This is a genomic window from Variovorax sp. OK212, assembly GCF_900112425.1.
Taxonomy (GTDB): Bacteria; Pseudomonadota; Gammaproteobacteria; order Burkholderiales; family Burkholderiaceae_C; genus Variovorax.
In genome coordinates this window covers 102,129-128,435 of the sequence record NZ_FOLP01000013.1, presented here as the reverse complement: position 1 = coordinate 128,435, position 26,307 = coordinate 102,129, and the positions used below count along the sequence as shown (strand labels likewise).

General features: G+C 70.0%; 20 protein-coding genes. 9 read left to right on the top strand and 11 right to left on the bottom strand.

Features of this window, described 5'->3' with window-relative positions; genetic code table 11:
- Positions 1-33 precede the first annotated feature (33 nt).
- The 7 genes from BM004_RS28735 (at position 34) to BM004_RS28705 (ending at position 7,279) form a co-directional block, all read left to right on the top strand.
- Positions 34-540 carry a sigma-70 family RNA polymerase sigma factor gene (locus tag BM004_RS28735; protein WP_093135907.1) on the top strand — a complete coding sequence of 169 codons (507 nt, stop codon included), beginning with the start codon at positions 34-36 and terminating at the stop codon, positions 538-540.
- Between the two features lie 18 nt (positions 541-558).
- Positions 559-1,599 carry a FecR domain-containing protein gene (locus BM004_RS28730; RefSeq protein WP_218152740.1) on the top strand — a complete coding sequence of 347 codons (1,041 nt, stop codon included), beginning with the start codon at positions 559-561 and terminating at the stop codon, positions 1,597-1,599.
- Positions 1,600-1,669: 70 nt separating this feature from the next.
- On the top strand, positions 1,670-4,156 hold the full coding sequence (fhuE, locus tag BM004_RS28725; RefSeq protein ID WP_093218598.1) for a ferric-rhodotorulic acid/ferric-coprogen receptor FhuE: 2,487 nt from the start codon (positions 1,670-1,672) through the stop codon (positions 4,154-4,156).
- Between the two features lie 130 nt (positions 4,157-4,286).
- Entirely contained in the window at positions 4,287-4,583 is a 297-nt protein-coding gene (locus BM004_RS28720) for a DUF3649 domain-containing protein (protein WP_093218591.1), read from the top strand.
- Between the two features lie 2 nt (positions 4,584-4,585).
- Positions 4,586-6,223 carry a PepSY-associated TM helix domain-containing protein gene (locus BM004_RS28715; RefSeq protein ID WP_093218590.1) on the top strand — a complete coding sequence of 546 codons (1,638 nt, stop codon included), beginning with the start codon at positions 4,586-4,588 and terminating at the stop codon, positions 6,221-6,223.
- Positions 6,220-6,582, top strand: coding sequence for a DUF3325 domain-containing protein (locus BM004_RS28710; protein ID WP_093218586.1), 363 nt, complete (start codon positions 6,220-6,222; stop codon positions 6,580-6,582). Before BM004_RS28715 ends, BM004_RS28710 begins: the two co-directional genes overlap by 4 nt.
- Before the next feature lie 55 nt (positions 6,583-6,637).
- Positions 6,638-7,279 (top strand): hypothetical protein, encoded by a 642-nt coding sequence (locus tag BM004_RS28705; protein ID WP_093218584.1) that lies wholly within the window; start codon positions 6,638-6,640, stop codon positions 7,277-7,279.
- A 30-nt stretch (positions 7,280-7,309) separates the two neighbouring features.
- Here the strand turns inward: BM004_RS28705 and BM004_RS28700 are convergent, their stop codons facing one another.
- From BM004_RS28700 to yccS, 6 genes are all read right to left on the bottom strand, one after another.
- Positions 7,310-10,447: an efflux RND transporter permease subunit gene (locus BM004_RS28700; RefSeq protein WP_093218583.1), complete on the bottom strand. Its 3,138-nt coding sequence runs from the start codon at positions 10,445-10,447 to the stop codon at positions 7,310-7,312.
- 10 nt (positions 10,448-10,457) lie between these two features.
- Complete coding sequence (locus BM004_RS28695) at positions 10,458-11,606, bottom strand: efflux RND transporter periplasmic adaptor subunit (protein WP_093218582.1); 1,149 nt, start codon at positions 11,604-11,606, stop codon at positions 10,458-10,460.
- Positions 11,607-11,875: 269 nt separating this feature from the next.
- Positions 11,876-12,415 (bottom strand): Rrf2 family transcriptional regulator, encoded by a 540-nt coding sequence (locus BM004_RS28690; RefSeq protein WP_093135929.1) that lies wholly within the window; start codon positions 12,413-12,415, stop codon positions 11,876-11,878.
- A gap of 21 nt (positions 12,416-12,436) precedes the next feature.
- Positions 12,437-13,135, bottom strand: a complete 699-nt coding sequence (locus BM004_RS28685; RefSeq protein WP_093135931.1) for a Bax inhibitor-1/YccA family protein — start codon at positions 13,133-13,135, stop codon at positions 12,437-12,439.
- Positions 13,136-13,324: 189 nt separating this feature from the next.
- A complete protein-coding gene (locus BM004_RS28680; RefSeq protein ID WP_093218580.1) occupies positions 13,325-13,690 on the bottom strand; it encodes a hypothetical protein in 366 nt (121 codons plus the stop codon).
- A 128-nt stretch (positions 13,691-13,818) separates the two neighbouring features.
- Positions 13,819-16,065 (bottom strand): YccS family putative transporter, encoded by a 2,247-nt coding sequence (yccS, locus tag BM004_RS28675; RefSeq protein ID WP_093218687.1) that lies wholly within the window; start codon positions 16,063-16,065, stop codon positions 13,819-13,821.
- 124 nt (positions 16,066-16,189) lie between these two features.
- Between yccS and BM004_RS28670 the strand changes: the two genes are divergently transcribed.
- Complete coding sequence (locus BM004_RS28670; protein WP_093135934.1) at positions 16,190-17,407, top strand: acyl-CoA dehydrogenase family protein; 1,218 nt, start codon at positions 16,190-16,192, stop codon at positions 17,405-17,407.
- Between the two features lie 40 nt (positions 17,408-17,447).
- On the opposite strand, the gene BM004_RS28665 is transcribed toward BM004_RS28670, so the two are convergent.
- From BM004_RS28665 to BM004_RS28645, 5 genes are all read right to left on the bottom strand, one after another.
- Complete coding sequence (locus BM004_RS28665) at positions 17,448-18,704, bottom strand: Zn-dependent hydrolase (protein ID WP_093218578.1); 1,257 nt, start codon at positions 18,702-18,704, stop codon at positions 17,448-17,450.
- Positions 18,705-18,724: 20 nt separating this feature from the next.
- A complete protein-coding gene (gene hydA / locus BM004_RS28660) occupies positions 18,725-20,164 on the bottom strand; it encodes a dihydropyrimidinase (protein WP_093218577.1) in 1,440 nt (479 codons plus the stop codon).
- A gap of 16 nt (positions 20,165-20,180) precedes the next feature.
- Positions 20,181-21,689, bottom strand: a complete 1,509-nt coding sequence (locus BM004_RS28655) for an NCS1 family nucleobase:cation symporter-1 (RefSeq protein ID WP_093218575.1) — start codon at positions 21,687-21,689, stop codon at positions 20,181-20,183.
- 109 nt (positions 21,690-21,798) lie between these two features.
- Entirely contained in the window at positions 21,799-23,109 is a 1,311-nt protein-coding gene (preA, locus tag BM004_RS28650) for an NAD-dependent dihydropyrimidine dehydrogenase subunit PreA (protein WP_093218574.1), read from the bottom strand.
- Between the two features lie 69 nt (positions 23,110-23,178).
- Complete coding sequence (locus BM004_RS28645) at positions 23,179-24,552, bottom strand: NAD(P)-dependent oxidoreductase (RefSeq protein ID WP_256220092.1); 1,374 nt, start codon at positions 24,550-24,552, stop codon at positions 23,179-23,181.
- Between the two features lie 260 nt (positions 24,553-24,812).
- Here BM004_RS28645 and BM004_RS28640 point away from each other — a divergent pair, with 260 nt between their 5' ends.
- On the top strand, positions 24,813-26,255 hold the full coding sequence (locus tag BM004_RS28640; protein ID WP_093218571.1) for an aminotransferase-like domain-containing protein: 1,443 nt from the start codon (positions 24,813-24,815) through the stop codon (positions 26,253-26,255).
- Positions 26,256-26,307 lie beyond the last annotated feature (52 nt).

The window sequence follows — 26,307 nt, the reverse complement described above, 5'->3', positions numbered from 1 at the left end:
TTAAGACGGCATGGCCGTCGCGCAACGTCCGCCATGGCCGCCGATTCCGTTCTTCACCATCCGCACATCCACACCCTCTACAGCGACCACCACGGCTGGCTGCAGGGCTGGCTGCGCAAGAAGCTGGGCAACTCGTTCGACGCGGCGGACCTGGCGCAGGACACCTTCGCGCGGCTGCTCACCGCGCGCAACCCCGAGGTCATTGCGCAGCCGCGCGCCTACCTCACGAGCGTGGCCAAGAACATCCTCGTGAACTGGTACCAGCGCCAGGCATTGGAGCGCGCCTACCTCGAGGCGCTGGCCGTCATGCCCGAGCCCGAGGCGCCGTCGCCCGAGCAGCGCCTGGTCATCCTGCAGACGCTGCACGAGATCGACGCCATGCTCGACGCGCTCAAGCCGCCCGCGCGGCGCGCGTTCCTGCTGTCGCAGATCGAGGGCTGGAAGTACGAGGACATCGCGCGTGAACTCGGCGTGTCGCTGGTCACGGTCAAGCGCTACATGCAGCAGGGCTTTCGCGGCTGCCTGGCATTGATGGAGTGAATGTGGAATGAGTGCGGAATGAGTGCGACGACATCCATGGGCGGCACCGCGCCGACGGCCGCGCTCGCGCCTCGCGTGCTCGACGAGGCCGCCGAGTGGCTCATGCGGCTGAGCGACAGCGCCGTGACCGACGACAACCGCCGCGCCTGCGAGCGCTGGCGCCAGAGCCACCCCGACCATGCCCGCGCGTGGGCGCGCGCCGAGCTGCTGATGAACAAGCTCGGCGGCCTGCCGTCGGCGCTGGCGATGCCATCGCTCGCGCGGCCCGCGCCGTCGGTACGCAACGGGGGGCGCCGCGCCGCCGTCGGCCGCCTGGCCGCGCTGCTCGCGGCCGTGCCCGCCGGCTGGCTGGGCTGGCAAGGGTGGCAAGAGGCCAGCGAGCGCGGCTGGACCGCCGACCACCGCACCGCCACCGGCGAACGCCGCGAGCTGCGCCTGGCCGACGGCACCCGCCTCACGCTCGGCACCGCGAGCGCGATCGACGTGCGCTTCGACGCCGCGCAGCGCCTGGTGGTGCTGCGCGCCGGCGAGATCCTGGTCACCACCGCGCCCGACACCGCGGCCACGCACCGGCCGTTTCGCGTCGCGACCGGCAGCGGCGTCATGGAGGCGCTGGGCACCCGCTTCAGCGTGCGCGCAGGGGAGGGCCGCACCGATGTCACGCACATCGCGGTGCTCGAAGGCGCGGTGCGCATCGCGCCGCGCTCGGCCGCATCGCGGGTGCTGCCGGCGGGGCAGCAGGCGAGCTTCACGGCCGGCGGCATCGGCGCCTTCACGCGGGCCGACGAAGCCGACGTGGCCTGGGCGCAAGGCATGCTGCTGGCCGACGGCATGCGCCTGGCCGACTTCGCGGCCGAGCTGTCGCGCTACCGGCCCGGTGCGCTGCACTGCGCCGGCGCCATTGCCGGCCTGCGCATCTCGGGCGCGTTCCCGGTCGACGACACCGACCGCGTGCTGCGCATGCTGGTGTCGACCTACCCGGTGGACGCGGTGAGCCGCCTGCGCGGCTACTGGATCACGCTGGTGCCGGGCGGCAGAAATATTTCCGGCAAGGGGTGAGACTTTTTTTCGTTTCGGCTGGCAAGGAAGGTGAAGAACTCACCGTTGCCCAACCGAAAGGCCTGTTTCCATGTCCGCACCCCGCCCCAGCGTCCAGCGCCCGCACGCCGAACGCCGCCTGAACACTGCCATTCGCCATGCCTTGCTGGTGCTCGCCTTCGGCGGGCTGGCCGGTGCGGGTGCGTCCGCCTCCGCTGCCGATGTTGCCGATGCGGCCGATGTGGCCGACGTGGCTGTTTCCGCGCCCCGCGCCTATGACATTCCCGCCGGACCGCTCGGCCGCACGCTGGCCACCTTCGCCACCGCCAACGGCATGGCGCTGTCGTTCGACCCCGCGCTGACGCAGGGCCGCAGCAGCCCCCCCGTGTCGGGCCGCTACACCGCGCGCGAAGCCATCGACCGGCTGCTCGCCGGCAGCGGGCTGCAGCTGGTGGCCCGCACCGACGGCAACTACACGCTGGTCCGCCGCGATGCGACGAACACCGGCGCAGCGGGCGTCGACACGCTCGCGGCCGTCACGGTCACGGCCGAGGCCGACCGCAGCGGCACCACCGAAGGCACCGGCGCGTACACCACGCGCGCCACGGCCGCGGCCACGGGGCTGGCGCTGTCGCCGCGCGACACGCCGCAGTCGGTCACGGTGGTCACGCGCCAGCAGATCGACGACCAGAACCTGCTGTCGCTGGGCCAGGCCATGCAGAGCGTTCCGGGCGTGTTCGCCGTGAGCTCCGACAGCGACCGCACCGACCTCTACGCGCGCGGCTTCTACATCGACAACTACCAGTACGACGGCGTGCCCACCACCGTCACCACCGACTTCTTCGGTGCCTCCACCAACGACCCGGTGCTGTACGACCGCATCGAGGTCGTGCGCGGTTCCACCGGGCTGCTCACGGGCGCGGGCAACCCGTCGGCCTCGGTGAACCTGGTGCGCAAGCACGCCGACAGCAAGGTGTTCGCCGGCAGCGCGTCGCTGGCGCTGGGTTCGTGGAACCTGCGCCGCGCCACGGTCGACCTGTCGACGCCGGTCACTGCGGACGGCCGCGTGCGCGCGCGCGTCATCGGCATGACGGAAGACCGCGACTCGTTCATCGACATGTACCACGGCCGCAAGCACGTGCTGTACGGCGTGGTCGACGCCGACCTCACGCCCGACACCACGCTGAGCGTGGGCATCGACTCGCAGGCCAACCGGCCCACCTCGTCGACCTGGGGCGGCCTGCCGCTGACCTTCAGCGACGGCGGCGCCACGAACTGGGAGAGCTCCAAGACCATCGGCACGCCGTGGACCCACTGGGACACCACCAGCACCACGGGCTTCGCGAACCTCACGCACCGCTTCGACAACGGCTGGAAGCTCAAGGCCAACGCCTCGCACCGCGAGAGCAGGCAGAACGCCAAGCTGCTGTACCTCTACGGCGGCCTCGACCGCCCGACCGGCACGGGGCTGGGCTCGCTGCCCGGCTACTTCGAGCACGAGTTCCGCCAGAACAGCCTCGACCTGCAGGCGACCGGGCCCTTCGAGCTGCTGGGCCGCAAGCACGAGCTGGTGGTGGGCATCACCAACAGCCAGTCGCGCTACGTGGAGGCCAACCATGCGCGCACCAGCGCGCTGCCCGCAACCGGCAATTTCTACGAATGGAATGGTTCCTACGCCGAGCCGACCTGGGGCGCGCTGAACGTCTCGGGCATCACCAAGACGCGCCAGACCGGCTACTACGGCGCCGCGCGGCTGTCGCTGGCCGACTCGCTCAAGCTCATCGTGGGCGGCCGCCAGAACAGCTGGCGCTCGACCCGCCTCACGGCCGACGACCGCACCACGCGCCGCCACGAGGTGTTCACGCCCTACGCGGGGCTGGTGTACGACCTGAGCGAAAACTACTCCCTGTACGCGAGCTACACCGACATCTTCCAGCCGCAGAACTACCGCGACGCGAGCGGCGCCTACCTCGACCCCGTGACCGGCAAGAGCTACGAGGTCGGCATCAAGGGCGAGCACCTGAACGGCAAGCTCAACACCTCCATTGCCGTCTTCCGCGCCGAACAGGAGAACGTGGCGCAGCGCGACGGCTCCAGGCTCGTGCCCAACTCCACCGAAGGGGCCTACTACGGCGCGCGCGGCGTGACCAGCAAGGGCGTCGAGCTGCAGGTGTCGGGCGAGCTGGCCGAGGGCTGGCAGATGAGCGCGGGCATTGCGCGCACGCTGGGCCGCGAAGGCAACGGCGATCGCATCAACCCCGCCATGCCGACCACGCAGGCCACGCTGTTCACCACCTACCGGCTGCAGGGCAGCTGGCAGCAGCTCACCATCGGCGGCGGCGTGAACTGGCAAAACCGCGTGTACCACCCATACAGCGTGGGCGACGTCGACCTGCGCTACACGCAGGGCTCGCGCGCGGTCGTGAGCCTGATGGCGCGCTACGCGTTCTCGCCGAAGCTGTCGCTGCAGCTGAACATCGAGAACCTCTTCAACAAGAAGTACTACAGCAACATCGACGGGCAGGCCTTCTTCGGCACGCCGCGCAATGCGGTGGCGACGCTGAACTACAAGTTCTGACAAAAAAGGGGCGAAAGCGGCGTGGGAAAGGGCGAATTTCAGCGCCCGGCATGACCCTTTTTCCGTTCTCGTTGGTCATGTAGGGGAGGGGTGCGTTTTTGCGCCCCATTTTTCGCTTTTATCCCCCCCGATGAACTCCCGTCCTTCCTCCCTGCCCGCGGGCTTGCTGCTGCCGGGCCGTGTCCTGGCCGCCGTCTTGGGCGGCTACGCGCTGGCCGCCGCCGTGGCCGTCTTCCTTGCCGCCGTGCTGCCGGCCGGCCGCGCGGAGGCCGCCGTCGGCGGCATGCAGCTGGGCTTCGTGGTCTACCCCGCGGCGGTGATCTGGGCTTTCTCGCCTGTGTCGCTGCTGCGCGCGTGGGTCGGGCTGCTGCTGCCGGCCGTGGCGCTCGGCGGGTTGGGCTGGGCCTTGCGCGGGGCGGGCGGCTGACGATGGCAACGACAGAAAAGAAAACGAAGGCCACGGCCGAAGGACAGGGCGGCTTCCGCCAGGCGCAGGCCTGGCTTCACACCTGGTGTGGACTGTGGTTCTCGTGGCTGCTGTTCGCGGTGTTCCTCACCGGCACGCTCGCGGTGTTCGACGACCCGATCACCCACTGGATGACGCCGGAGCACCATGCCGAGGAGGAGGCCGCCGCGGCGCTGGCCGCAAGGGGCGTGCCCGCGGCCGACCGCGCGCAGCGACTGGCCTGGGGCATGGCCTACATGGCCGAGCACCACCCCCGCGCGCAGATGTGGGAGCTGTGGCCGTCCGATGCCAACGGCGGAGGCGAGCTCAAGGTGTACTGGTTCGACGCCAACAACCAGTACGCTTCGGCCGCGCTCGACCCGTCCAGCGGCAAGCCCTTGGCGCCAGCCGCCGGCCACGCGGTGCGCGCCACGCTGGGCGGCCATCATTTCGTCGACTTCCACTACGAGCTGCATGCCGGCACGGTCGGCCTGTGGATCGTCGGCATCGCCGCCATGGCGATGCTGGTGGCGCTGGTGTCGGGCGTGATCACGCACAAGCGCATCTTCAAGGACTTCTTCACCTTTCGCCCGAAGAAAGGCCAGCGCAGCTGGCTCGACGCGCACAACGCGGTGGCGGTGCTCACGCTGCCCTTTCAATTCATGATCGCCTACACCGGCATCGTGATTTCGGGCACCACCTTCATGCCGGCCGGCAAGATCCTCCACTACGGCACGGGCAATGCCGCGCAGGTGCAGTTCGCGTCGGAGCTGAGCGACGGCGTGAAGCCGGCGCGCACCGGCCGCGCCATGGACGTGCCTGCGCTGGAACCTTTCGCCGCGCGCGGCCAGGCGCTCATGGGGCAGGCGGTGCGGGCCGTGGTCATCGACCATCCGGGCGACGCGGGCGCGCGCATCGGCGTGTACGGCTGGAACAGCGAGGACGAGTCGATGCGCCGCCTCAGCGGCACCACCGGCATGGCGATGTTCTCCGCCGCCACCGGCGAGGTGCAGCGCGTGCGCATGCCGGGCGCCGCGGACGGCGGCACCGCCATGCTCGCGCAGTCGGCCATGAGCGGGCTGCACATGGTCACTTACGGCGGCTGGGGCATGAAGTGGCTGTACTTTCTGTGCGGGCTCGCGGGCACCGCGATGATGGGTTCGGGCGCGGTGCTGTTCATCGTCAAGCGGCGGCACAAGCACCTGGGCGAATTCGGCGCTGCGACGGCGCGCGTCTACCGGCTGGTGGAAGCGCTGAACGTCGCCGCCATCGCGGGGCTGGCCGTGGCCTGCGTGGGCTACCTGTGGGCCAACCGGCTGCTGCCGGTGGCGCTCGAGCATCGCGCGGACCGGGAGCTGCATGTCTTCTTCGCGCTGTGGGCGCTGGCGTTGCTGCACGCCTTCATGCGTTCACCGGCACGGGCCTGGCGTGAGCAGCTGGGCGCACTGGCCGCGCTGTGCCTGCTGCTGCCGGTGCTCAACGTGCTGACCACCGGCGACCACCTGCCGGCGCAGCTGCTGCGCGGCGATTGGGAGAGCGCGGGTGTCGAGTTCGGTACGCTGGCCTTCGGGCTCGCGGCCCTCGGTGCGCTGCGCCATCTGCCGAAGAGGGCCGTCAGATGACGGCGGCGTGTGCAGCCTGGCTCGGCGTTGCGCTGGCCTATGCGGGCATGGCGGCGTTGAGCCTTGCCATGGACCGCCACTGTGAACAACTCACCGGCCTGCGCGAGGTGCCGGTGCGCCTGCGCATGTCGTTGCGCCTCGCCGGCACTGCGCTGCTGGCGGCGGCCCTCGTGCCTTGCGTGATGGCCTGGGGCGCCAGCGTGGGAACGGTCGCGTGGCTGGGCCTGTTGTCGGCCGGCGCGTTGCCGGTCGCGCTGCTGTTACCGTACCGCCCGCGCGGCGCGGCAGGGCTCGCGGTCTTGTCCGCCGTGGCGGGTTGCGCGGGGCTCGCTCTGGCGTTCGCCGGCCTGCCGCGCTGAGCGGCAGCCGTCTTTCATTTCATTCATCTCAACGATCTTCGATCCGTCGCCGCACATGCTTTGTTCTCTTCGCCTCCGCTCGCTGTCCTTCGCTGCCGCCTGCCTTGCCGCCGCCGGTGGCGCCCAGGCCGATTACCTCTGGCTGTCGCGTGACGGCGCCAATGCGGGCTCGGCCGTCGCGCGCGTGGGCGAGCTCGACAAGGCGTCGCTGCCGATGGCCAGCGTCGCCGCGCCACGCGCCTTCCTGGCCGACGGCAAGGACCTGCCGCTGGCCAGCGAGGCCGATCGCTCGGTGATTCCCGCGGTGGCCGGCACCGACCTGCGCGCCGTGGCCAGCCGCCCCGGCACGGAGGGCGACAAGGCCACGCTGACGCAGTTCCAGGCACGCTTCGGCCGCAACGAGACCCAGGCGGTGAACGACCTCGAGCTGGTGCCCACCGAGCCCGACGGCAACACCTTCAAGCTGGTGTGGAAGGGCAATGCCGTGCCCGCCACGCAGGTCAACGTCGACACCTCGGAAGGCTGGCGCCGCGTGCTCAAGCCCGCGAAGGACGGCACCGTGTCGCTGGCCACGCCGTTCCCCGGCCTCTACGTGCTGGAGGTGACGGCCCGCGTCAACGGTGCGGTGACCGTCGACGGGAAGAAGTACGACGAAGTGCGCCACACGGCGACGCTGAGCTTCGAAGTGCCGCGCTGAGACCGAGGCCCCGCGGCCCCGCGGTGCCATTCAGCCTCGCGCGGCGGGCAGCTGCGCCTGCGGCCGTCGCCCACCCCAGCGCGTGGCCAGCCGCTTCACCCCCAGGTAGAACAGCGGCACGAAGAAGATCCCCAGCGCCGTCGCGGCCAGCACGCCGCCGAACACGCCGGTGCCGATGGCCACCTGGCTGGCCGAGCCCGCGCCGGTGGCCAGCGCCAGCGGCACCACGCCGGCCAGGAAGGCCAGCGAGGTCATCAGGATGGGCCGCAGCCGCAGGCGCGCGCCTTCTGTCACTGCGTCCAGCAGCGGCACGCCGCGGCGCAGCGCGGCCTCGGCGAACTCGATGATCAGGATCGCGTTCTTCGCCGACAGTCCGATGGTCGCGAGCAGGCCCACCTGGAAGTAGATGTCGTTCGACAGCCCGCGCAGCGCCGCGGCAATCACCGCGCCCAGCACGCCCAGCGGAATCACCAGCATCACCGAGAACGGCACCGACCAGCTCTCGTACAGCGCGGCCAGGCACAGGAACACCACCAGGATCGACAGCGCGAACAGCAGCGGCGCCTGGCCGCCCGACAGGCGCTCCTGGTAAGACAGCCCGCTCCACGCATAGCCCGTGCCGCTCTGCTTCTTCGCAATGGTCTCGATCGCCGACATGGCCGTGCCCGAGCTCACGCCGTGCGCGGCCGTGCCCTGGATCTGCACCGCGGGCACGCCGTTGTACCGCTCCAGCTGCGAGGCGCCCTGCGACCAGCGCGTGCTGGCGAAGGCCGAGAACGGTGTCATGGCGCCGGTGCTGCCGCGCACCGACCATTGCCGCATGTCGTCGGGCGCGGCGCGGTAGGGCGCGTCGGCCTGCACGTACACGCGCTTCACGCGGCCGCGGTCGATGAAGTCGTTCACGTAGCTGCCGCCCCAGGCAATGCCCAGCGTGGTGTTCACGTCGTCCAGCGACAGCCGCAATGCGGAGGCCTTCACCTGGTCGATGTCGATCTGCAGCTGCGGCGTGTTGGCGATGCTGTTGGCGCGCACGGACTGCAGGCGCGCGTCCTTGTTGGCGTCGCGCACCAGCGCCTCGCGTGTGCGCACCAGCTTGTCGGCGCCCATGCCGGAGGTGTCCTGCAGCCAGAACTCGAAACCGTTGGACTGGCCCAGGCCTTCGATGGGCGGCGGCACCATGCCGTAGACCTCGGCGTCGCGCTGCTGCTTCGAGAGGGCCGCGCTCGCGCGCTCGACGATGGCCTGCGCGCGCTTCGATGGGTCCTTGCGCTCGGACCAGTCCTTCAGCGAGACAAAGGCCATGCCGGTGTTCTGCCCCGAGCCGCTGTAGCTCCAGCCCGACAGCGTGAAGATGGTGTCGGTGGTGTCGCGCTCGGTCTCCAGAAAGTGCTTTTCCACGGCCAGGTTCACCGCGTCGGTGCGGGCTTGCGTGGCGCCCGCCGGCAGCGTGACCTGCACCATCACGCTGCCCTGGTCTTCCTCGGGCAGGAAGCCGCCGGGCAGGCCCAGGTACAGCAGGCCCATGCCCGCGACGATGGCCAGGTACACGGCCGTGAAGCGCAGCGGTTTGCGCAGCATGCGGCCCAGCAGGCCCGCGTAGCGGTCCTGCGCGGCGTCGAAGCGGCGGTTGAAGGCGCCGAGAAAACCGCGCGTGCGCGGCGGCACGCCCGGCTTCAGGAAGCGCGCGCACAGCGCCGGAATCAGCACGATGGCCACCACCACCGACAGCGCCATCGACGCAATGATGGTCACCGAGAACTGCCGGTAGATCACGCCCACCGAGCCGCCGAAGAAGGTCATCGGCAGGAACACCGCCGACACCACCACCGCAATGCCGACCAGCGCGCCGGTGATTTCCTTCATCGACTTGATGGTGGCGGCCTTCGCGTCGAGCCCCTCTTCGTGCATGACGCGCTCGACGTTCTCCACCACCACGATGGCGTCGTCCACCAGCAGGCCGATGGCCAGCACCATGGCGAACAGCGTGAGCACGTTGATCGAATAACCGAAGGCCGCGAGCACGCCGAAGGTGCCCAGCAGCACCACCGGCACGGTGATGGCCGGGATCACCGTGGCGCGCCAGTTCTGCAGGAACAGGAACATCACGACCACCACCAGCGCAATGGCCTCCAGCAGCGTCTGCACGACCGACTTGATGGAGATCTTCACGAAACGCGTGGTGTCTTCCGCGTAGGCCACGCGCAGGCCGGCCGGCAGCGAAGGCTCCATCTCGGCAATGCGCGCCTTCACCGCGTTGGCGGTGGTCAGCGCATTGGCGCCCGGCGCCAGCATGATGGCCGCGCCGGCGGCGGGGTGGCCGTTCAGGCGCGTGGCCTCGGCATACGACTCGCTGCCCATCTCCACGCGCGCCACGTCGCCCAGGCGCACCACGGCGCCGTCGGCCTGCGTCTTGAGGACGATGTCGCGGAACTGCTCGGGCGTCTGCAGCCGCGACAGCGCGGTCACGGTGGCGGTGAGCTGCTGCCTGGCGGGCGAGGGCCGCGCGCCGATCTCGCCGACCGACACCTGCGTGTTCTGCGCGGCAATGGCGGCGGTCACGTCCGAGGGCATCAGCTGGTAGCTCGCCAGGCGGTGCGGGTCGAGCCATACGCGCATGGCGTACGCCGCGCCAAAGGCCTGCACCGAGCCCACGCCGTCGACCCGGCTCACCGGGTCGCGCAGGTTGCTGGCCATCCAGTCGGCCACGTCGGTGTCGGTGCGGCGGTCGGTCTGGTCGTAGAGCGCCACGATCAGCAGGAAGTTGTTCTGCGACTTGGCCACCGTCACGCCCTGCTGCTGCACTGCCTGCGGCAGGCGGCTCGCGGCCTGGCTGACCTTGTTCTGCACCTGCACCTGGGCGGTGTCGGGGTCGATGCCCTGGCGGAAGGTGACGCTGATCTCGGCGTAGCCGGCCGAGCTGCTCGTCGACTTGAAGTACATCAGGCCGTCGATGCCCTTCAGTTGCTGCTCCAGCACCTGCGTGACGCTGGTCTCCACCGACTGCGCCGAGGCGCCCGGGTAGTTGGCGGACACGACCACGGTGGGCGGCGCGATGTCCGGGTACTGCGACACCGGCAGCGTGCGAATGGCCACGCCGCCGGCCAGCATGATGAGGATGGCAATGACCCAGGCGAAGACGGGCCGCTGGATGAAGAAGTTGGCGATCACCGGGCGGGCCTCAGTCTGCGGAGGCGTTGGGGGCGCTCACCGTCGCCGTCACCGCCACCGGCTTGACCTTCTCGCCCGGGTGCGCGCGCTGCAGGCCGTCGACCACCAGGCGATCGCCGTCGCGCAGGCCACGGGTCACGACCCATTGGTCGTCCACCGCGCTGCGCACTTCGAGCGCGCGCAGCTCGACCTTGTCGTCGGCGCCGACCACCAGCGCGGTGGGCTCGCCCTTCTCGTTGCGCGCCACCCCGCGCTGCGGTGCCAGGACGGCCTGGCGCTCCACGCCGGCCTCGACCTGCGCGCGCACATACATGCCGGGCAGCAGCAGGCCCTGCGGGTTGGGAAACTCCGCGCGCAGCGTGACCGAGCCGGTGGCGGCATCGACCCCCACCTCGGTGAACTTCAGCGTGCCCGCGTGCGGGTAGGGCAGGCCGTCTTCCAGGCGCAGGCCCACGCGCGTGCTCGCGGGGGCCATGTCGCCCGCGAGAAAGCGGCGCTTGAGCCGCGTGAGCTCCAGGCTCGACTGCACCACGTCCACGTAGATCGGGTCGATGCGCTGGATGGTCGCCAGCGCCGCGGCCTGGCCCGGCGCCACCAGCGCGCCTTCGGTCACGCTGGAGCGGCCGATGCGGCCCGCGATGGGCGCGGTGATGCGCGTGAATTCGAGGTTGATGCGCGCCGCCTTCACCACCGCCTGCGCGGCCTTCACACCGGCCTGGGCCTGCACCAGCGCGGCCTGGGCCTCTTCATGCTCCTGCTGGCTCACGGCGTTGGCCTTGACCAGTTCGCCGAAGCGCTCGGCCTTGCCGCGCAGGCTCGCGATGCCGGCCTGCGAGGTGGCGAGCGTGGCCTGTGCCTGCTCGTGCGCGGCCTCGAACGGGCCGGGCTCGATCTCGTACAGCACCTGGCCCGCGCGCACCGTGCTGCCTTCTTCGAACAGGCGCTTGCGCACGATGCCGTTGACCTGCGGCCGCACCTCCGACACGCGGAAGGCGGCCGTGCGGCCCGATAGCTCGGTGTGCACCGGCACGTCGCTCGCGCGCAGCGCCAGCACGCCCACCTCGGGCGGTGCGGCGGCGGCGGTGTCGGGGGCCTGCTTGGCGCCGCAGGCGGCGAGCACGAACAGGGAAACGGGGAGGAGCGAAAGCTTGAGAGTCATGGCTGTCCGAAGGCAGGCGCGCCGTGATGGCATGTCACCTGATGCACCTTGGTGGTGCATTCTGCCGTGGGTGTTGCAACGCAACATGAAGAATTCCTGTGGCGCCGAAGGGGAAAGCACCGGCCGCGCGGCAACGAAAAAGCCCATGCAGGCACGGGTTCACGGCCACGTCGTCGCGTGGCTGCAGACCCGGCCGCATGGGCTGGCGGGTGGCGCGGGCGGTGCGCTGGCCGGCGTCGTGAAACGACGCGGCAGCGCCGCCGCCGTACCTAGCTGGCGCCTTGCTGGTGGCGCCGGCCGAGCGCGAACACCGAGTTCGGCGCGTCGACGATGAACGGCTTGCGCACCGGCGCGCCGGCCGCGGCGCGGCGCGGCTCGGGCCGCGTGGCGGCCTGCACGCCCTTGGCCTTCTGCTCGTCGACCAGGCTCTGCAGCGAGATCGACTTCAGGAACTCGACCGCGCGCAGGTTCACGGTGGCCCACAGGTCGTCGATCTGGCAGCGGCCGGTGTCGCCCGGCTCGCCGGCGTCGCGGCGGCGCGCGTCGGTGTCGTGCTCCTCGATCGACAGCACGATGTCGGCCACGGAAATGTCGCCCGCCTTGCGGCTGAGCGAGTAGCCGCCGCCCGGGCCGCGGGTCGATTCGACCAGGTCGGCGCGGCGCAGCTTGCCGAACAGCAGTTCGAGGTACGACAGCGACACGCGCTGGCGCAGGCTGATCGAGGCCAGCGTGACGGGGCCCGAACGGCCATGCAGGGCGATGTCGATCATCGCGGTGACCGCGAAGCGGCCTTTGGTGGTGAGTCGCATGGAAATATTCCTTCGTGGGGATTACTCGTCGCGGCCGCCGGCAAGGCCCAGCAGGGCCAGCAGCGACTGGAAGACGTTGTAGATGCTGAGGTACACGCCCAGCGTGGCGGAGATGTAGTTGGTCTCCAGGCCGTCCTTCACGCGCTTCAGGTCATGAAGGATGAAGGCAGAGAAGATGCCGATGGCCGCGACCGACAGCGTCATCATCAGCGCGCTCGACTGGATGAAGAAGTTGGCGATGCCCGCCACCAGCAGCAGGATGGCGCCGATGAACAGCCACTTGCCCATGGCCGACAGGTCGCGCTTGATGACCGACGACAGCGTGGCCATGCCGAAGAAGATCGCGCCGGTGCCGGCGAACGCCGTCATCACCAGGCTGGCGCCGTTGGCCAGGCCGAGCACGGTGCCCACCAGGCGCGACAGCATCAGGCCCATGAAGAAGGTGAAGGCCAGCAGCACCGGCACGCCGGCGGCCGATTCCTTGGTCTTCTCGATGGCGTACATGAAGCCGAAGGCGCCGCCGAGGAAGACCATGAGGCCGATGCCGGGCGACATGGCGCGCGAGAAGCCGGTCGCCACGCCGATCCAGGCGCCCAGCACGGTGGGCACCATCGACAGCGCGAGCAGCCAGTAGGTGTTGCGCAGGACGCGGTTGCGTTCCTCGACCGAGGCGAGCGGTGCCTCGAAACTGGGGTGGTAAGCGGTAGGGCTGTTGTTCATTGTGATGTTTCCTTGAGGGTTGGCCGGTGCCGCACGGGACGGATTGACGCGTTCAGATCGCGAAGGGCGCCCGAAACGGCCCGGAAAAAAGAGGTGTCGTCGTGCCGATGCGGGATGCGGCCGGATGGCCGGTGCCCGGATCGGAAAGGCGGGAGCCGTGGCGGCTCCCGGTCGCGCAGGCGCTGAGACCTACGCGACGCGCGCGGCGCGAGGAGGGCGCTTGGGCCGCTCGAGGAACGGCGAGACCGTGGTGGTCAGGCCGAGTTTGGGCGGCTGCTCGGTGAAGCGCAGCAGCGCGGGCGCGCCGTTGCGCGCGTCGACCAGCTCGGCATGTTCGGAGCCGGCTTCATCGACGGAAAGGGAGTCGTCGGAGGCGGAATCGGAGGCCGAAGCCTCGGATTCATGGGGTGCCGAGGCGTCGGAGAGTGCGACGCTGGCCACCAGGACATCGGTGGCCTGCACGGTCTGCATGGCCTGCACATCGCCGTGGTGGGCCGCATGGCCGCCACCGATCATGCTGTGTGCAAGCACGGCAAAGCCGTAGCACGACAACATGAGGGCAAGGACAGTAGCGGTAAACCAGCGGGACATGTAGGGTTAATTTTAGCCGGTACGGGCCGGTCCGTCCGGCACGCGCCCCAACAACCTTTTTCTGCCGACCGGATCGTGCGCGCAGATCCCGCTCAGGCCGGCGCGGTCGGGGTGTCGCCGGCGGCGGGCTGCAGCCACTCGCGTGCGTGGGTGCGCAACGCGTCGATCTGCAGCCATATCAGACCGAGTTCGGTATGAAAAGTTCGCGCCTGCGCGTCGCCGTCGCCGCCCATGCCGTTGCCGGCCACCGCCTGCAGCAGGGCGGCGCGGGCGGCCGATTCGGCGGCGAGGTCGCCCGCGTCGGCCACCACACCCTTCTCCAGCCCCGCCGCCAGGCCTTCCAGCGCGGCAATCGCGCCCTCGGCCGCCGTGCGCAGCACGGCCATCTGTGCCGAGTCGGGCAGCGCCGAGCGGTGCGCGCCCAGTGCCGAGAGGTAGCTCAGCAGCGTGTGCGAACGGATCAGGAAGCGCAGCGCCACGCCCGCGCGCGGGCGCACATAGCCCGGCTCGCGGAACATGTCCGACACCGCGGTGGACAGCGCCGCGTCGGCGTTGTGGTCGTTGCGCCGCGCCAGCCGATAGTCGAGGTGGTCGCGCGCGCCGCTGCGGTATTGCTCCACGATCTGCCGCAGGTAGCCCGCGTGACCGCGCATGGCCGTCGCGGCCAGTTCGTTGATGCGCCGCGCTTGCCAGTGCGGCAGCACCAGCAGCACGGCCAGCCCGGCGATGGCGCTGCCGATGGCGGTGTCGACCAGCCGCGGCACCAGCAGCACGCCGCTGTCGCCGACCTGGTTGAAGCACATCAGCACCAGCAGCGTCATCGACGCGGTGGCCAGCAGGTAGCGCGTGGTGCGCGTGGCGAAGAACAGCACGCCGGCCGCCACCGCGATGACCGACTGCACCAGCGGCTGCGGAAACAGCTGCAGCAGCGCCCAGCCCGCCACCACGCCGAGCGCGGTGCCGGCGATGCGCTGGCCCATGCGCGCGATGGTTTCGCCGTAGCTCTGCTGGCACACGAACAGCGTGGTCAGCAGGATCCAGTAGCCCTGCGCCGGATGAATCGCCTGCATCACGCCGTAGCCCGCCACCAGCGCGATCGACAGCCGCAGCGCATGCCGGAACAGCGGCGAGCGCACCGTGAACTGGCGCCGCACGCGCTCCACCGCGTCGCGCCACGAGCGCGGCGAGCGGTCGAACAGGCCCATCTCCGTGCGCCCGGCGCGTGCCGACGGCTGGCTCGCGCCCACCAGTTGCCCGTCGAGCAGCGCCAGGTTGCGCGCCAGCGCCTCGACCGAGGCGAGCAGCAGCAGCCGCTCGGGCGTGGTGGCCCGCGCGCGCTCGTGCGCGATGGCGCTGCGCAGGTCGGCCAGCGCCTGCACGGTCTCCGTGCCCGCGTCGAAGGGCTCGCGCCGCGCGATCGAATCGGCCAACCGCTGGCAGGCCAGGCCCTGCAGGCCGAGCACGCGCTGGCAGCGGTACAGCAAGTCGCTGTGGAAGAAGGCGTCGGCCAGCGCGTTGTAGTCGTCGTGCGAGGAGCTGGCGCGCTCGTGCACGTCCTGCGCGATCAGGTAGAGGCCGCGGTAGCGCGAGATGCGGCCCGTGGGCGCCCGTGCGCCGATGCGCCGGAAGATGCTTTCCTTGGCCGCGTTCAGCTCCGTCACCACCTCGGCGTTGAGCTGCGCCAGCGCGAGCCGCTTGCGCTCGATGTCGATGCCGCGCAGCGGCTCGAACAGCGAGGCCTTGTAGCGCACGAAGTTGCCCAGCACCGTGAACAGCGTCACCAGCCGCGCCTGCACCGGCTGCGCCGGGAAGACGGCGCACCACAGCACCGAGAACACGCCGTACCACGCGGCGCCCGCCACCAGCAGCAGCGGCTCGCGGCCGCGCGCCGCTGCACTCCCCTGGACGCCGTGGGCGCCGTGGGCGCTCATGTTCTCGATGCCCAGCGTGGCATACATCGCGAGGATCAGCGTCGCATAGGCGATGGCCTTGTAGCGCGCCTCGACCGCGCCCAGCATCGTGAGCGCGAAGGCCGCGAGCGCCAGCCCCGCGATGAACAGCAGCGGCACGCCGAAAGCCGCCTCCACCGTGAACGCGATGGCCGCGAAGCACGCGAGCGTGACCGCCTGCGCGCGCAGCCGGCCGCGCCAGCTGTCATCGGTCTCGGCGAGCGCGCTGGCAATGGCGCCGAGGAACAGCGGAATCACCGCGTCGGGGTGGTCGGTGGCGCTGCACAGCGCCATCAGGCTGCCGAGCGTGAGAAGAATGCGCACGGGTTGCGCGCGGGAAGCGAAGGACCGCAGCCGCTGGCGCAGCGCGTCGGGAGACAGGGGAAGCATGGCGCGATCTTGCACGATGCGTGCCACGGCCGGAAGAAAAGCGCCTGTCGCGCGAACGACCGTCGCCGAACGCATCGCGACGTATCTTCGACAGCACATTGGAAGCAGAAGGACGAGACACAGCATGCATTTCGAATTCACACCCAAGGTGATCGCGCTGCGCGACGAGTTGCTCAAGTTCATGGACGAACACGTCTATCCGAACGAGAAGCGCCGCGAGGAAGAGCTGGCCGCCAACGCGCGCGCCGGCCGCCCCTACGCCGAGCTGCCGATGATGGCCGGCCTGAAGGCCAAGGCGCGCGAGCGCGGCCTGTGGAACCTGTTCCTGCCCGAGGCCGAGCACGGCCCCGGCCTCACCAACGTCGAGTACGCGCCGCTGTGCGAGATCATGGGCCGGCGCTACTGGTGCGCCGAAATCTTCAACTGCTCCGCGCCCGACACCGGCAACATGGAAGTGCTTGCGCGCTACGGCACCAAGGCGCAGCAGGAGCGCTGGCTCACGCCGCTGCTGGCGGGCGAGATCCGCTCCTCCTTCGCCATGACCGAGCCCGAGGTGGCGTCCAGCGACGCCACCAACATCCGCTGCAGCATCCGCCGCGAGGGCAACGAGTACGTCATCAACGGTCGCAAGTGGTACATCACCGGCGCGATGCACGAGCGCTGCGAGATCTTCATTCTCATGGGCAAGACCGACCCCGACAACGCCGACCGCCACAAGCAGCAGTCGATGGTGCTGGTGCCCAAGAACACGCCCGGCGTGACCATCGTGCGCGACATGCAGCTGCTGGGCATGTACGACCCGCCGTTCGGCCACCCCGAGATCGTGTTCGACAACGTGCGCGTGCCGGTCGAGAACATCCTGCTGGGCGAAGGCCGTGGCTTCGAGATTGCGCAGGGCCGCCTCGGCCCGGGGCGCATCCACCACTGCATGCGCGCCATCGGCATGGCCGAGTCGGCACTGGAAATGATGTGCCAGCGCCTGGTGTCTCGCACCGCGTTCCACAAGCCGCTGTCGGAGCAGGGCGTGTGGCGCGAGCGCATTGCCGAGTCGCGCATGCTCATCGAGCAGTCGCGCTGGATGGTGCTCAACGCGGCCTACCGCATGGACACCGTGGGCAACAAGGTCGCCGCGAAGGAGATCGCGATGATCAAGGTGCTCACGCCCAACAACTGCGTGAAGGTGATCGACTGGGCCATGCAGGCCTTCGGCGCCATGGGCCTGAGCCAGGACACGCTGCTGACGCACTTCTACGCCTACGAGCGCCACCTGCGCGTGGCCGACGGCCCCGACGAGGTGCACCGCAACGCCATTGCCAAGCAGGAGCTGGCGGCGTACCAGTAAGGCGGGGAAGGCGCGGAAGGCGCAGAAAGTAGAAAGCGCGTCAGCCCACGCGCTTCGCTCTTTCGAGCATCGCGTGCAGCAGCACGTTGCAGCCCGCCGTCAGGTGGCCGGGCTGCGCGTCCTCGATCTCGTTGTGGCTGATGCCGTCCTTGCACGGCACGAAGATCATGCCGGCCGGCGCGAGCCGCGCGGCATAGATCGCGTCGTGCCCCGCGCCCGACACCACGTCCATGGTCGAGTAGCCGAGCTGCTCGGTCGCGCGGCGCACCGCGTCCACGCAGTCGGGGTGGAAGGGGCAGGGCGGGATGTAAGACACCCGCTCGATGGTGATGCCCAGTCCCGTCTCGCGCTGCGTGCGCTCGATGAACGCCAGGATCTCGGCGTGCATGCGGTCGAGCAGCTCGTCGTTCACGTTGCGCAGGTCGATGGAGAACTTCACCTGCCCCGGAATCACGTTGCGGCTGTTCGGGTGCACCTGCACCATGCCGACCGTGCCGCGCCCGTAGGGCGGGTGGCTGTGCGCAATGGCCACCACCTCCTGCATGATGCGCGTGGCCACCTGCAGCGCGTCGCGGCGCAGGTGCATCGGCGTCGGGCCCGCATGGGCTTCCATGCCGGTCACCACGCAGTCGTACCAGGACAGGCCGAGCACGGCCGGCACCACGCCGATCACCTTGCCCGCGTCTTCCAGCACCGGCCCCTGCTCGATGTGCGCCTCGAAGTACGCGCCTATCGGGTGGTCGCCCGGCGTCTGCGTGCCCACGTAGCCGATGCGCTGCAGCTCGTCGCGCACCGTCTTGCCCTCGGTGTCGGTCGCGGCGTAGGCGTGTTCGAGGCTGAAGGCGCCGCAGAACACGCCCGAGCCCATCATGACGGGCACGAAGCGCGAGCCCTCCTCGTTGGTCCAGAAGGCGACCTCGATGGGCGCCTCGGTGCGGATGCCCTGGTCGTTCAGCGTGCGCACCACCTCCAGCGCGGCGAGCACGCCGTAGTTGCCATCGAACTTGCCGCCGGTGGGCTGCGTGTCGATGTGGCTGCCCGACACCACGGGCGGCAGCGCGGGGTTGGTGCCTTCGCGGCGCATGAAGACGTTGCCGATCTTGTCGACGGTGATCGACAGGCCCGCTTCCTTGCCCCACGACACCACGAGGTCGCGGCCCTGCTTGTCGAGGTCGGTCAGCGCCAGCCGCTTCACGCCGCCCTTGGGCGTGGCGCCGATGCGCGCGAGTTCCATCAGCGCGTTCCACAGGCGCTCGCCGTTGATCGCCAGCGCCTGCTTGTCCACTACTGCATTCATCTGTATGACTCCTTGAGGGTTCAGCGCGCCACGGCCGTCGGCGCGTGCTGGTGCTTGAAGCGTTCCAGCGCGGTGAACATCGGCGCGAAGGCCGGGCGTTTCAGGTAGCGGCCGGTGCCGGGCTCGGCGCGCAGGTCGCCGTCGCGGTACACCCAGCGGCCCGCGGCCACGGTGTGCTTCGGCAAGCCGGTGACCTGGCGGCCTTCGAAGATGTTGAAGTCGCTCTTCGAGTGCTGCGTTGTCACCGACAGCGTCTTGGTGGCCTTCGGGTCCCACACCACGATGTCGGCGTCGGCGCCCGCCTGCACCACGCCCTTGCGCGGGTACAGGTTGAACAGCTGCGCCGCGTTGGTGGAGGTGACGCGCACGAACTCCGAGGGCGTGAGCCGCCCGGTGTTCACGCCCGCGTCCCACAGCACGGCCATGCGTTCTTCCACGCCGCCGCAGCCGTTGGGAATCTTGGTGAAGTCGTCTCGGCCCGCCGCCTTCTGATCGGCGCAGAAGGTGCAGTGGTCGGTGGCCGTGGTGTGCAGGTTGCCGCCCTGCAGGCCGCGCCACAGCATGGCCTGGTTCTCGCGCGAGCGGAAGGGCGGGCTCATCACGTGGGCGGCGGCGCGCGCGAAGTCGGGGTCGCGGTAGGCACTCTCATCGACCACCAGGTGGCCGGCCAGTACTTCGCCGTACACGCGCTGGCCGCGTGCGCGGGCGCGGGTGATGGCGTCGAGCGCTTCGCCGCACGACACATGCACCACGTAGATCGGCACGCCCAGCACGTCGGCAATGGCAATGGCGCGGTTCGCCGCCTCGGCCTCGACCATCGGCGGGCGCGACAGCGGGTGGCCCTCGGGCCCGCGAATGCCCTGCGCCAGCAACTGCTGCTGCAGCATCGCGACCAGCTCGCCGTTCTCCGCATGCACGGTGGGCATCGCGCCGAGTTCCAGCGAGCGCTGGAAGCTCTTCACCAGGATCTCGTCGTCGGCCATGATCGCGTTCTTGTAGGCCATGAAGTGCTTGAAGCTGTTCACGCCGTGCTCGTGCACCAGCTCGCCCATGTCCTTGTGCACGCTGTCGTTCCACCAGGTCACGGCCACGTGAAAGCTGTAGTCGCCGGCGGACTTCTCGGCCCAGCCGCGCCACATGCGAAAGGCGTCCATCAGCGGCTGCTGCGGGTCGGGAATCACGAAGTCGATGATGCTGGTGGTGCCGCCGGCCAGGCCCGCCGCCGTGCCGCTGAAGAAGTCGTCGGCCGCGACCGTGCCCATGAAGGGCAGCTGCATGTGGGTGTGCGGGTCGATGCCGCCGGGCATCACGTAGGCGCCGCCCGCGTCGATCACCTGCGCGCCGGCGGGGGCCTGCAGGTCGGTGCCGACCTGCACGACCTTGTCGCCCTCGCAGAGCACGTCGGCCCGGTGTTCGGCATCGGCGTTGACCACCGTGCCACCGCGAATGAGTACGGTCATGGCTTGAATTCCTTTTCTAGCTGGGGTTCTTGAGCGGCGCGGCCACGCCCTGCAGTTGCGGCGCGCGCGCCTTCATGAGACCGAGGTACACCACGGCCGAGAGCACCACACCGACGAACCATGCGTAGGTGTAGACAGTCTTGAAGAACTCGGGCATCGACGGCACGGCCGCCGGAAAGGCCGCGTTCAGAAAGCCCGGAATGTTCGGCAGCACGCCGACGATGAAGGCGATGACCGCAGCCATGTTCCAGCCGTTGGTGTAGCTGTATTGGCCGGTGCCTCGGTAGAGCGCATCGACGTCGAGCTCCTTGCGGCGGATGAAGTAGTAGTCGGCAATCAGGATGCCCGCCACCGGCCCCAGCAGCGCCGAATAGCCAATGAGCCAGGTGAAGATGTAGCCCTGCGTGGTCTCCAGCACCTTCCACGGCATCATCACGATGGCGATGCCGGCCGTGATGTAGCCGCCCTTGCGGTAAGAGATCTTCTCGGGGTTGAGGGCCGAGAAGTCATAGGCCGGCCCCACCAGGTTCGCCGCCAGGTTCACGCTCACCGTGTCGATCAGCAGGATGAGCAGCGCAATCAGCACCGCCGCGCCCGTCATGCGGCTGGCCAGGTCCACCGGGTCCCACAGCGCCTTGCCGTAGATCACCACGGTGGCCGAGGTCACCATCACCGCCATCATCGCGAGCAGCCCCATGGGCGCGGGCAGGCCGATGACCTGGCCCACCACCTGGTCGCGCTGCGAGCGCGAGAAGCGGGTGAAGTCCGGAATGTTCAGTGCCAGCGTGGCCCAGAAGCCGACCATGGCCGTGAGCGAGGGCCAGAACACCGCCCAGAACAGCCCGGCTTTCTTGCCGCCCGGCTCGAACTGCGAGGGCTGCTCGAAGATGGGGCCGAGGCCGCCCGCGCGCTGCACGGCCCAGTAGAGCAGGGCGATGCACACGAGGATCTTCAGCGGTGCGGTGTAGGTCTCGAGCCGGCGGATCGACTCGATGCCGTGCACCACGAAGTACAGCTGGATCGCCCAGAAGATCAGGAAGCACACCAACTGCGCGCCGTTGATGCCCAGCAGCGGCAGCTTGTCGCCGCCCAGCGGCTGGCCCATGAGCACGCCCACCAGCGTGTAGATCATCTCGCCGCCGAACCAGGTCTGGATGCCGTACCAGCCGCAGGCCACGATGGCGCGCAGCAGCGCGGGCAGCCGCGCGCCGCGCGTGCCGAACGAGGCGCGCGCCATCACCGCGTACGGAATGCCGTACTTCGCGCCGGCATGCCCGATGAGCAGCATCGGCACCAGCACGATGGCGTTGCCCAGGAACACCGTGAGCACCGCCTGGCTCCACGACATGCCGCCCTCGATCAGGCTGGCCGCCAGCGTGTAGGCGGGAATGCACATCACCATGCCCACCCACAGGGCCGCGAAGTGGTACCAGCGCCACGTTCGCTGGGCCAGCGTGGTGGGCGCGAGGTCTTCGTTCCAGAGGTTGGCGGCGGGGCCGCCGCCGTGCTGCGATGGGGTTGTCATGGGGGTTGTCTCCTGCACGTGTGTTGTGTTCTTGGCGATGTCGTTGTTCCCCTCCTGCCGCGGGCCCGGTCTGCGCCGGGCTGGGTCACTCATTCATTCATTCGCCGGCTCAGGCATGGCTGTCGGCGCGCATGGGGTTGTTCGGGTGCGTGGTCCAGTTGGCGTACTGGGCGACCACCGGGTGGCCGGTGCGCGCGTCCATCTCGCCGGGCTTCAGGGTGCGCATCGACAGCGCGCCGGGCACCGGGCAGATCGACACGCACAGGTTGCAGCCCACGCACTCTTCTTCCTTCACCTCGAAGTAGCGCATGCCGTCCTTGGTGGCGCTGATGGCCTGGTGCGAGGTGTCTTCGCACACCACGTGGCAGCGTCCGCACTGGATGCAGGCGTCCTGGTGGATCACGGCCTTGTCGACGTGGTTCAGGTTGAGCTGCTTCCAGTCGGTGATGCTGCCGATGGCCCGGCCCTGCAGTTGCGCGAGGCTGGCGTAGCCCTTCTGGTCCATGAAGTTGGAGAGGCCGTCGCACAGGTCCTGCACGATCTTGAAGCCGTACACCATGGCGGCCGTGCACACCTGCACCGAGCCGCTGCCCAGCGCGATGAACTCCGCCGCGTCGCGCCAGGTCGACACGCCGCCGATGCCCGAGATGGGCAGGCCCGCGGTCTCGGGGTCGCGCGCGATCTCGGCCACCATGTGCAGCGCGATGGGTTTTGCGCCGGGGCCGCAGTAGCCGCCGTGCGAGCCCATGCCGCCGGTGTTGGGGAGCATGGCCATCGCGTCCAGGTCCACGCCCATGATGGAGTTGATGGTGTTGATGAGGCTCACCGCGTCGGCGCCGCCTTTCTTGGCGGCGCGCGCCGCGGGGCGGATGTCGGCCACGTTGGGCGTGAGCTTCACGATCAGCGGCAGCTTCGAATAGTGCTTGCACCACTCGGCCACCATCTGGATGTACTCGGGCACCTGGCCCACGGCCGCGCCCATGCCGCGCTCGCTCATGCCGTGCGGGCAGCCGAAGTTCAGCTCCAGGCCATCGCAACCGGTGTCTTCCACCATCGGCAGGATGTTCTTCCACGATTCCTCGGTGCACGGCACCATCACCGAAGCGACCAGTGCGCGGTCGGGCCAGTTGCGCTTCACGCGGGTCATCTCTTCCAGGTTGGTGCGCAGCGGCCGGTCGGAAATCAGCTCGATGTTGTTGAAGCCGGTCACGCGGCGGTCGGCCGCATAGGACACGGCGTAGCGCGGGCCGTGCACGTTGACCACGTTCGGGTCTTCGCCCACGGTCTTCCACACCACGCCGCCCCAGCCGGCCTCGAAGGCGCGGACCACGTTGATCTCCTTGTCGGTGGGCGGCGCGGAGGCGAGCCAGAAGGGGTTGGGGCTGCGGATGCCCACGAAGTCGGTGCTCAGGTCTGCCATGTGAATTGCTCCTGTCGCGGCCATGCGCGAACGGGTGGATGTGGGAAGGGAAGGGTTGGGCCGCTTGCGCTATGCGGCGGCGCGCAGGTGCCGGTCGATGGACAGCGCGGCCTGCTTGCCGTCTTCCACCGCCTCGACCGTGAGGTCGCGTCCGCCGAAGCGCGCGTCTCCGCCGGCCCACACCTTGGGCCGCGAGCTGCGGCATTCCGCGTCGGTGCTGATGCGCCCGCCCTGCAGCTGCACGCCGCTGTCCTCCAGCGCGGTGGCCACGAAGCTCTGGCCGATGGCGCACAGCACCATGTCGGCCGGGAGCGCGAGGCTCTCGCCGGTCTCCACCAGCTTGCCGCCGACCAGCGCGGTGCGCGCGAAGTCGATGCCGCGCAGCACGCCGCCCTTGGCGCGCAGGGCCTTCGGCGCGGCCCAGTGGATGATGCGCACGCCGTTCTCCTTGGCCCAGCTCTGCTCGTCGACCGAGGCGCCCATGGCCTCGGCGCCGCGCCGGTAGACGATGCTCACGTCTTCCGCGCCCAGCTTGCGCGACTGCACGGCGGCATCCACGGCGGTCATGCCGCCGCCGATCACCACCACGTGCCGGCCGATGGCCACGTCCGCCGGCGACGCGGCCTGGCGCAGCTCGGCGATGAAGTCGACCGCGTCGCGCACGCCGGCCTGCTCGCCCAGGCCCAGCGTGTTCACGCCGGCCAGGCCGAGGCCGAGGAACACCGCGTCGTAGTCATCGGCCAGTGCGTCCAGGTGCAGCTCGCGGCCCAGCGCATGGTGGTTGCGCACCTCGATGCCGCCGACCGACAGCAGCCACTCGATCTCGCGCTGCGCGAAGCCGTCCACCGTCTTGTAGCTGGCCAGGCCGTACTCGTTCAGGCCGCCGAGCTTGGGGCGCGCGTCGAACAGCACCACCTGGTGGCCCAGCACCGCGAGCCGGTGCGCGCAGGCCAGGCCCGCGGGGCCCGCGCCCACCACCGCCACGCGCCGGCCGGTGTCGGCCGCGCGCACGAACAGCGGCGTGCCGGGCGCGTCGAAGAAGGCGTCGGTCGCGTGGCGCTGCAGCAGGCCGATTTCCACCGGCTTGCTCTCGTTGGTGTTGCGCACGCAGGCCTGCTCGCACAGCACCTCGGTCGGGCAGACGCGCGCGCACATGCCGCCCAGCGGGTTCTCCTCCAGGATGGTGCGGGCCGCGCCGCGCAGGTTGCCGTCGGCAATGCGGCGGATGAAGGTGGGAATGTCGATGCCCGTGGGGCAGGCCGTCTGGCAGGGCGCGTCGTAGCAGTAGTAGCAACGCTCGGCCTCGATGTTGGCCTGCACCACGTTCAGCGGCGGGTGGGCGTCGCAGAAGTTCTTGGCGTACTGCGCGGGGGCCAGGCGGCCGGCGCGCACATCGGAGGCGATGTGGGCGGTGGGCGCGACGGAGTTCATCGTGCTGCTCATGGGCGTTCAGGCTCCAGGATCGTGGTGGGGATCTGTTGCGACACGAGGGAGCTGGCCCTCGTGAAGTTTGACCAAGTGGTCGAATGTCGCGATGATTCAGCAAACAAGGGGTGCCGCCCATACACAGTTGGCGCGGCAGGCGAGAAAGTGTTTGCTGCCGCTGGCCGTGCTGTTTGGTGCACCGGCCAGCACGGTTCCTTCGGGCAAACCCTCTCTTTCGCCAACCCCGGAGCCGTTCGAGCTTCGAAGGAGACACCGCGATGCAGAGTTCACGCAACGCCTCGGCGCTGCACGTGCCCGCAACCTCCGGCGCCGGCTGGATGCAGGGCCTGATGGGCGAGATGGACGAGGCCGCCCCCGGCCTCGGGCTCGCGCAGCGCCTGGTAGTGGGCGTGGAGTTGCGCGTGACCGACGGGCGCCTGGCACCCGGCACCAAGATGCCCTCGGTGCGCGCGCTCGCGGGCAAGCTGGGCATCAGCACCTTCACCGTCACCGAGTCGTACAGCGCGTTGCGCGCGCGCTCGGTGCTGGCCTCGCGCCCGGGCAGCGGCTACTACGTGCTGCACCGGCCCGCGCGCCTGGCCGACGAGGTGGTGCCGCGCATCGCCGATGCGTCTTCCGGCCATGACCGCCCGCCGCCTGCCGAGTACCGCGGCGACGAACTGGTGCGCGAAGCCATGCGCCGCGTGGCGCGCGCCGCGCCCGACTGGGACGGCGGCGCGCGGCCCAGCTTCGGCCTGCCGCGCCTGCGCGAGCTGATCGCCGCGCGCCATCGCGCCGAACTGCCCGGGCTGGCGCCGCAGCAGGTGATGACGGCCGCCGGCAGCCTGGGCGCCGCCATGTGCCTGCTGCAGGCCTGGACCGCGCCCGGCGACGCGGTGCTGCTCGAGTCGCCCGCCTCGCGCCAGCTGCGCAACCTGGTGCTGACGCTGGGGCGGCGCATTCTCGAAGTGCCGCGGCGCGGCGGCTGCCTCGACATCGCCGCGCTCGACCGCCTCGCACCGCTGCTGCCTGCCGAAGGCCGCCAGCGGCTGCTGTTTCTCTCGACCGCCGTGTCCAACCCCCTGGGCATCTGCATGAGCCTGCAAGGCGCGCACCAGGCGTTGCAGTCCGCCGAGCGGCACGACCTGTGCGTGATCGAGCTCGACACCTGGCGCGGTCTCTCGCCGCTGCAGGCGCCCAGCCTCGCGGCCATGGACGGGCTGCAGCGCGTGGTGCAGGTCGGCGGCGTGTCGACCACGCTGTCGGCCAAGCTGCGGCTCGCGCATGTGCTGTTGCCGCAGCGCTGGGCCGACGACCCTGTGCTGCGCTGCCTGCACACCACGCTCGGCCCGAGCGAGTTCGAGGAGCGCGTGGCCTGCGAGGTGCTGTGCGATGCGGGCTACCCGCGCTTCCTGCAGAAGCTCAACACCGCGCTGAAGATCGCGGGCGAACGCACGCTGTCGCTGTTGACCGGTGCCGGCCTGCAGGCGCTGCACGCACCCGACGGCGGCCCGTTCCTGTGTGCCGGATGGCCGCCCGGCAGCGAGCCGCGCCCGACCGTCGACGCCGTGCTGCAGGAGGCGCGCAAGCAAGGCCTGCCGCTGGCGGCGGCGACCGACTTCGGCGCCGCGCCGCAGCCGCTGGCCTGGTACCGCTTCAACGTCACGCAGTGCGGCGACGAGCGGCTGGTGCGCTTCCTGGCGCGGATGAAGAACCCATGAGCGCCGCGCCGGGCCGCCCCGAGCAAGCTCGCACCGCAACGCGCAGCGTGGA

Excerpts from the sequence above, each read along its gene's own strand:
- fhuE (WP_093218598.1), top strand. The coding sequence starts at position 1,670 with ATGTCCGCACCCCGCCCCAGCGTCCAGCGCCCGCACGCCGAACGCCGC.
- preA (WP_093218574.1), bottom strand. The coding sequence starts at position 23,109 with ATGGCAGACCTGAGCACCGACTTCGTGGGCATCCGCAGCCCCAACCCC.
- BM004_RS28670 (WP_093135934.1), top strand. The coding sequence starts at position 16,190 with ATGCATTTCGAATTCACACCCAAGGTGATCGCGCTGCGCGACGAGTTG.
- BM004_RS28705 (WP_093218584.1), top strand. The coding sequence starts at position 6,638 with ATGCTTTGTTCTCTTCGCCTCCGCTCGCTGTCCTTCGCTGCCGCCTGC.
- BM004_RS28645 (WP_256220092.1), bottom strand. The coding sequence starts at position 24,552 with ATGAGCAGCACGATGAACTCCGTCGCGCCCACCGCCCACATCGCCTCC.
- BM004_RS28690 (WP_093135929.1), bottom strand. The coding sequence starts at position 12,415 with ATGCGACTCACCACCAAAGGCCGCTTCGCGGTCACCGCGATGATCGAC.
- BM004_RS28715 (WP_093218590.1), top strand. The coding sequence starts at position 4,586 with ATGGCAACGACAGAAAAGAAAACGAAGGCCACGGCCGAAGGACAGGGC.
- BM004_RS28730 (WP_218152740.1), top strand. The coding sequence starts at position 559 with ATGAGTGCGACGACATCCATGGGCGGCACCGCGCCGACGGCCGCGCTC.
- BM004_RS28735 (WP_093135907.1), top strand. The coding sequence starts at position 34 with ATGGCCGCCGATTCCGTTCTTCACCATCCGCACATCCACACCCTCTAC.
- BM004_RS28710 (WP_093218586.1), top strand. The coding sequence starts at position 6,220 with ATGACGGCGGCGTGTGCAGCCTGGCTCGGCGTTGCGCTGGCCTATGCG.
- BM004_RS28695 (WP_093218582.1), bottom strand. The coding sequence starts at position 11,606 with ATGACTCTCAAGCTTTCGCTCCTCCCCGTTTCCCTGTTCGTGCTCGCC.
- BM004_RS28665 (WP_093218578.1), bottom strand. The coding sequence starts at position 18,704 with ATGAATGCAGTAGTGGACAAGCAGGCGCTGGCGATCAACGGCGAGCGC.
- BM004_RS28655 (WP_093218575.1), bottom strand. The coding sequence starts at position 21,689 with ATGACAACCCCATCGCAGCACGGCGGCGGCCCCGCCGCCAACCTCTGG.
- BM004_RS28640 (WP_093218571.1), top strand. The coding sequence starts at position 24,813 with ATGCAGAGTTCACGCAACGCCTCGGCGCTGCACGTGCCCGCAACCTCC.
- BM004_RS28680 (WP_093218580.1), bottom strand. The coding sequence starts at position 13,690 with ATGTTGTCGTGCTACGGCTTTGCCGTGCTTGCACACAGCATGATCGGT.
- BM004_RS28685 (WP_093135931.1), bottom strand. The coding sequence starts at position 13,135 with ATGAACAACAGCCCTACCGCTTACCACCCCAGTTTCGAGGCACCGCTC.
- hydA (WP_093218577.1), bottom strand. The coding sequence starts at position 20,164 with ATGACCGTACTCATTCGCGGTGGCACGGTGGTCAACGCCGATGCCGAA.
- BM004_RS28720 (WP_093218591.1), top strand. The coding sequence starts at position 4,287 with ATGAACTCCCGTCCTTCCTCCCTGCCCGCGGGCTTGCTGCTGCCGGGC.
- yccS (WP_093218687.1), bottom strand. The coding sequence starts at position 16,065 with ATGCTTCCCCTGTCTCCCGACGCGCTGCGCCAGCGGCTGCGGTCCTTC.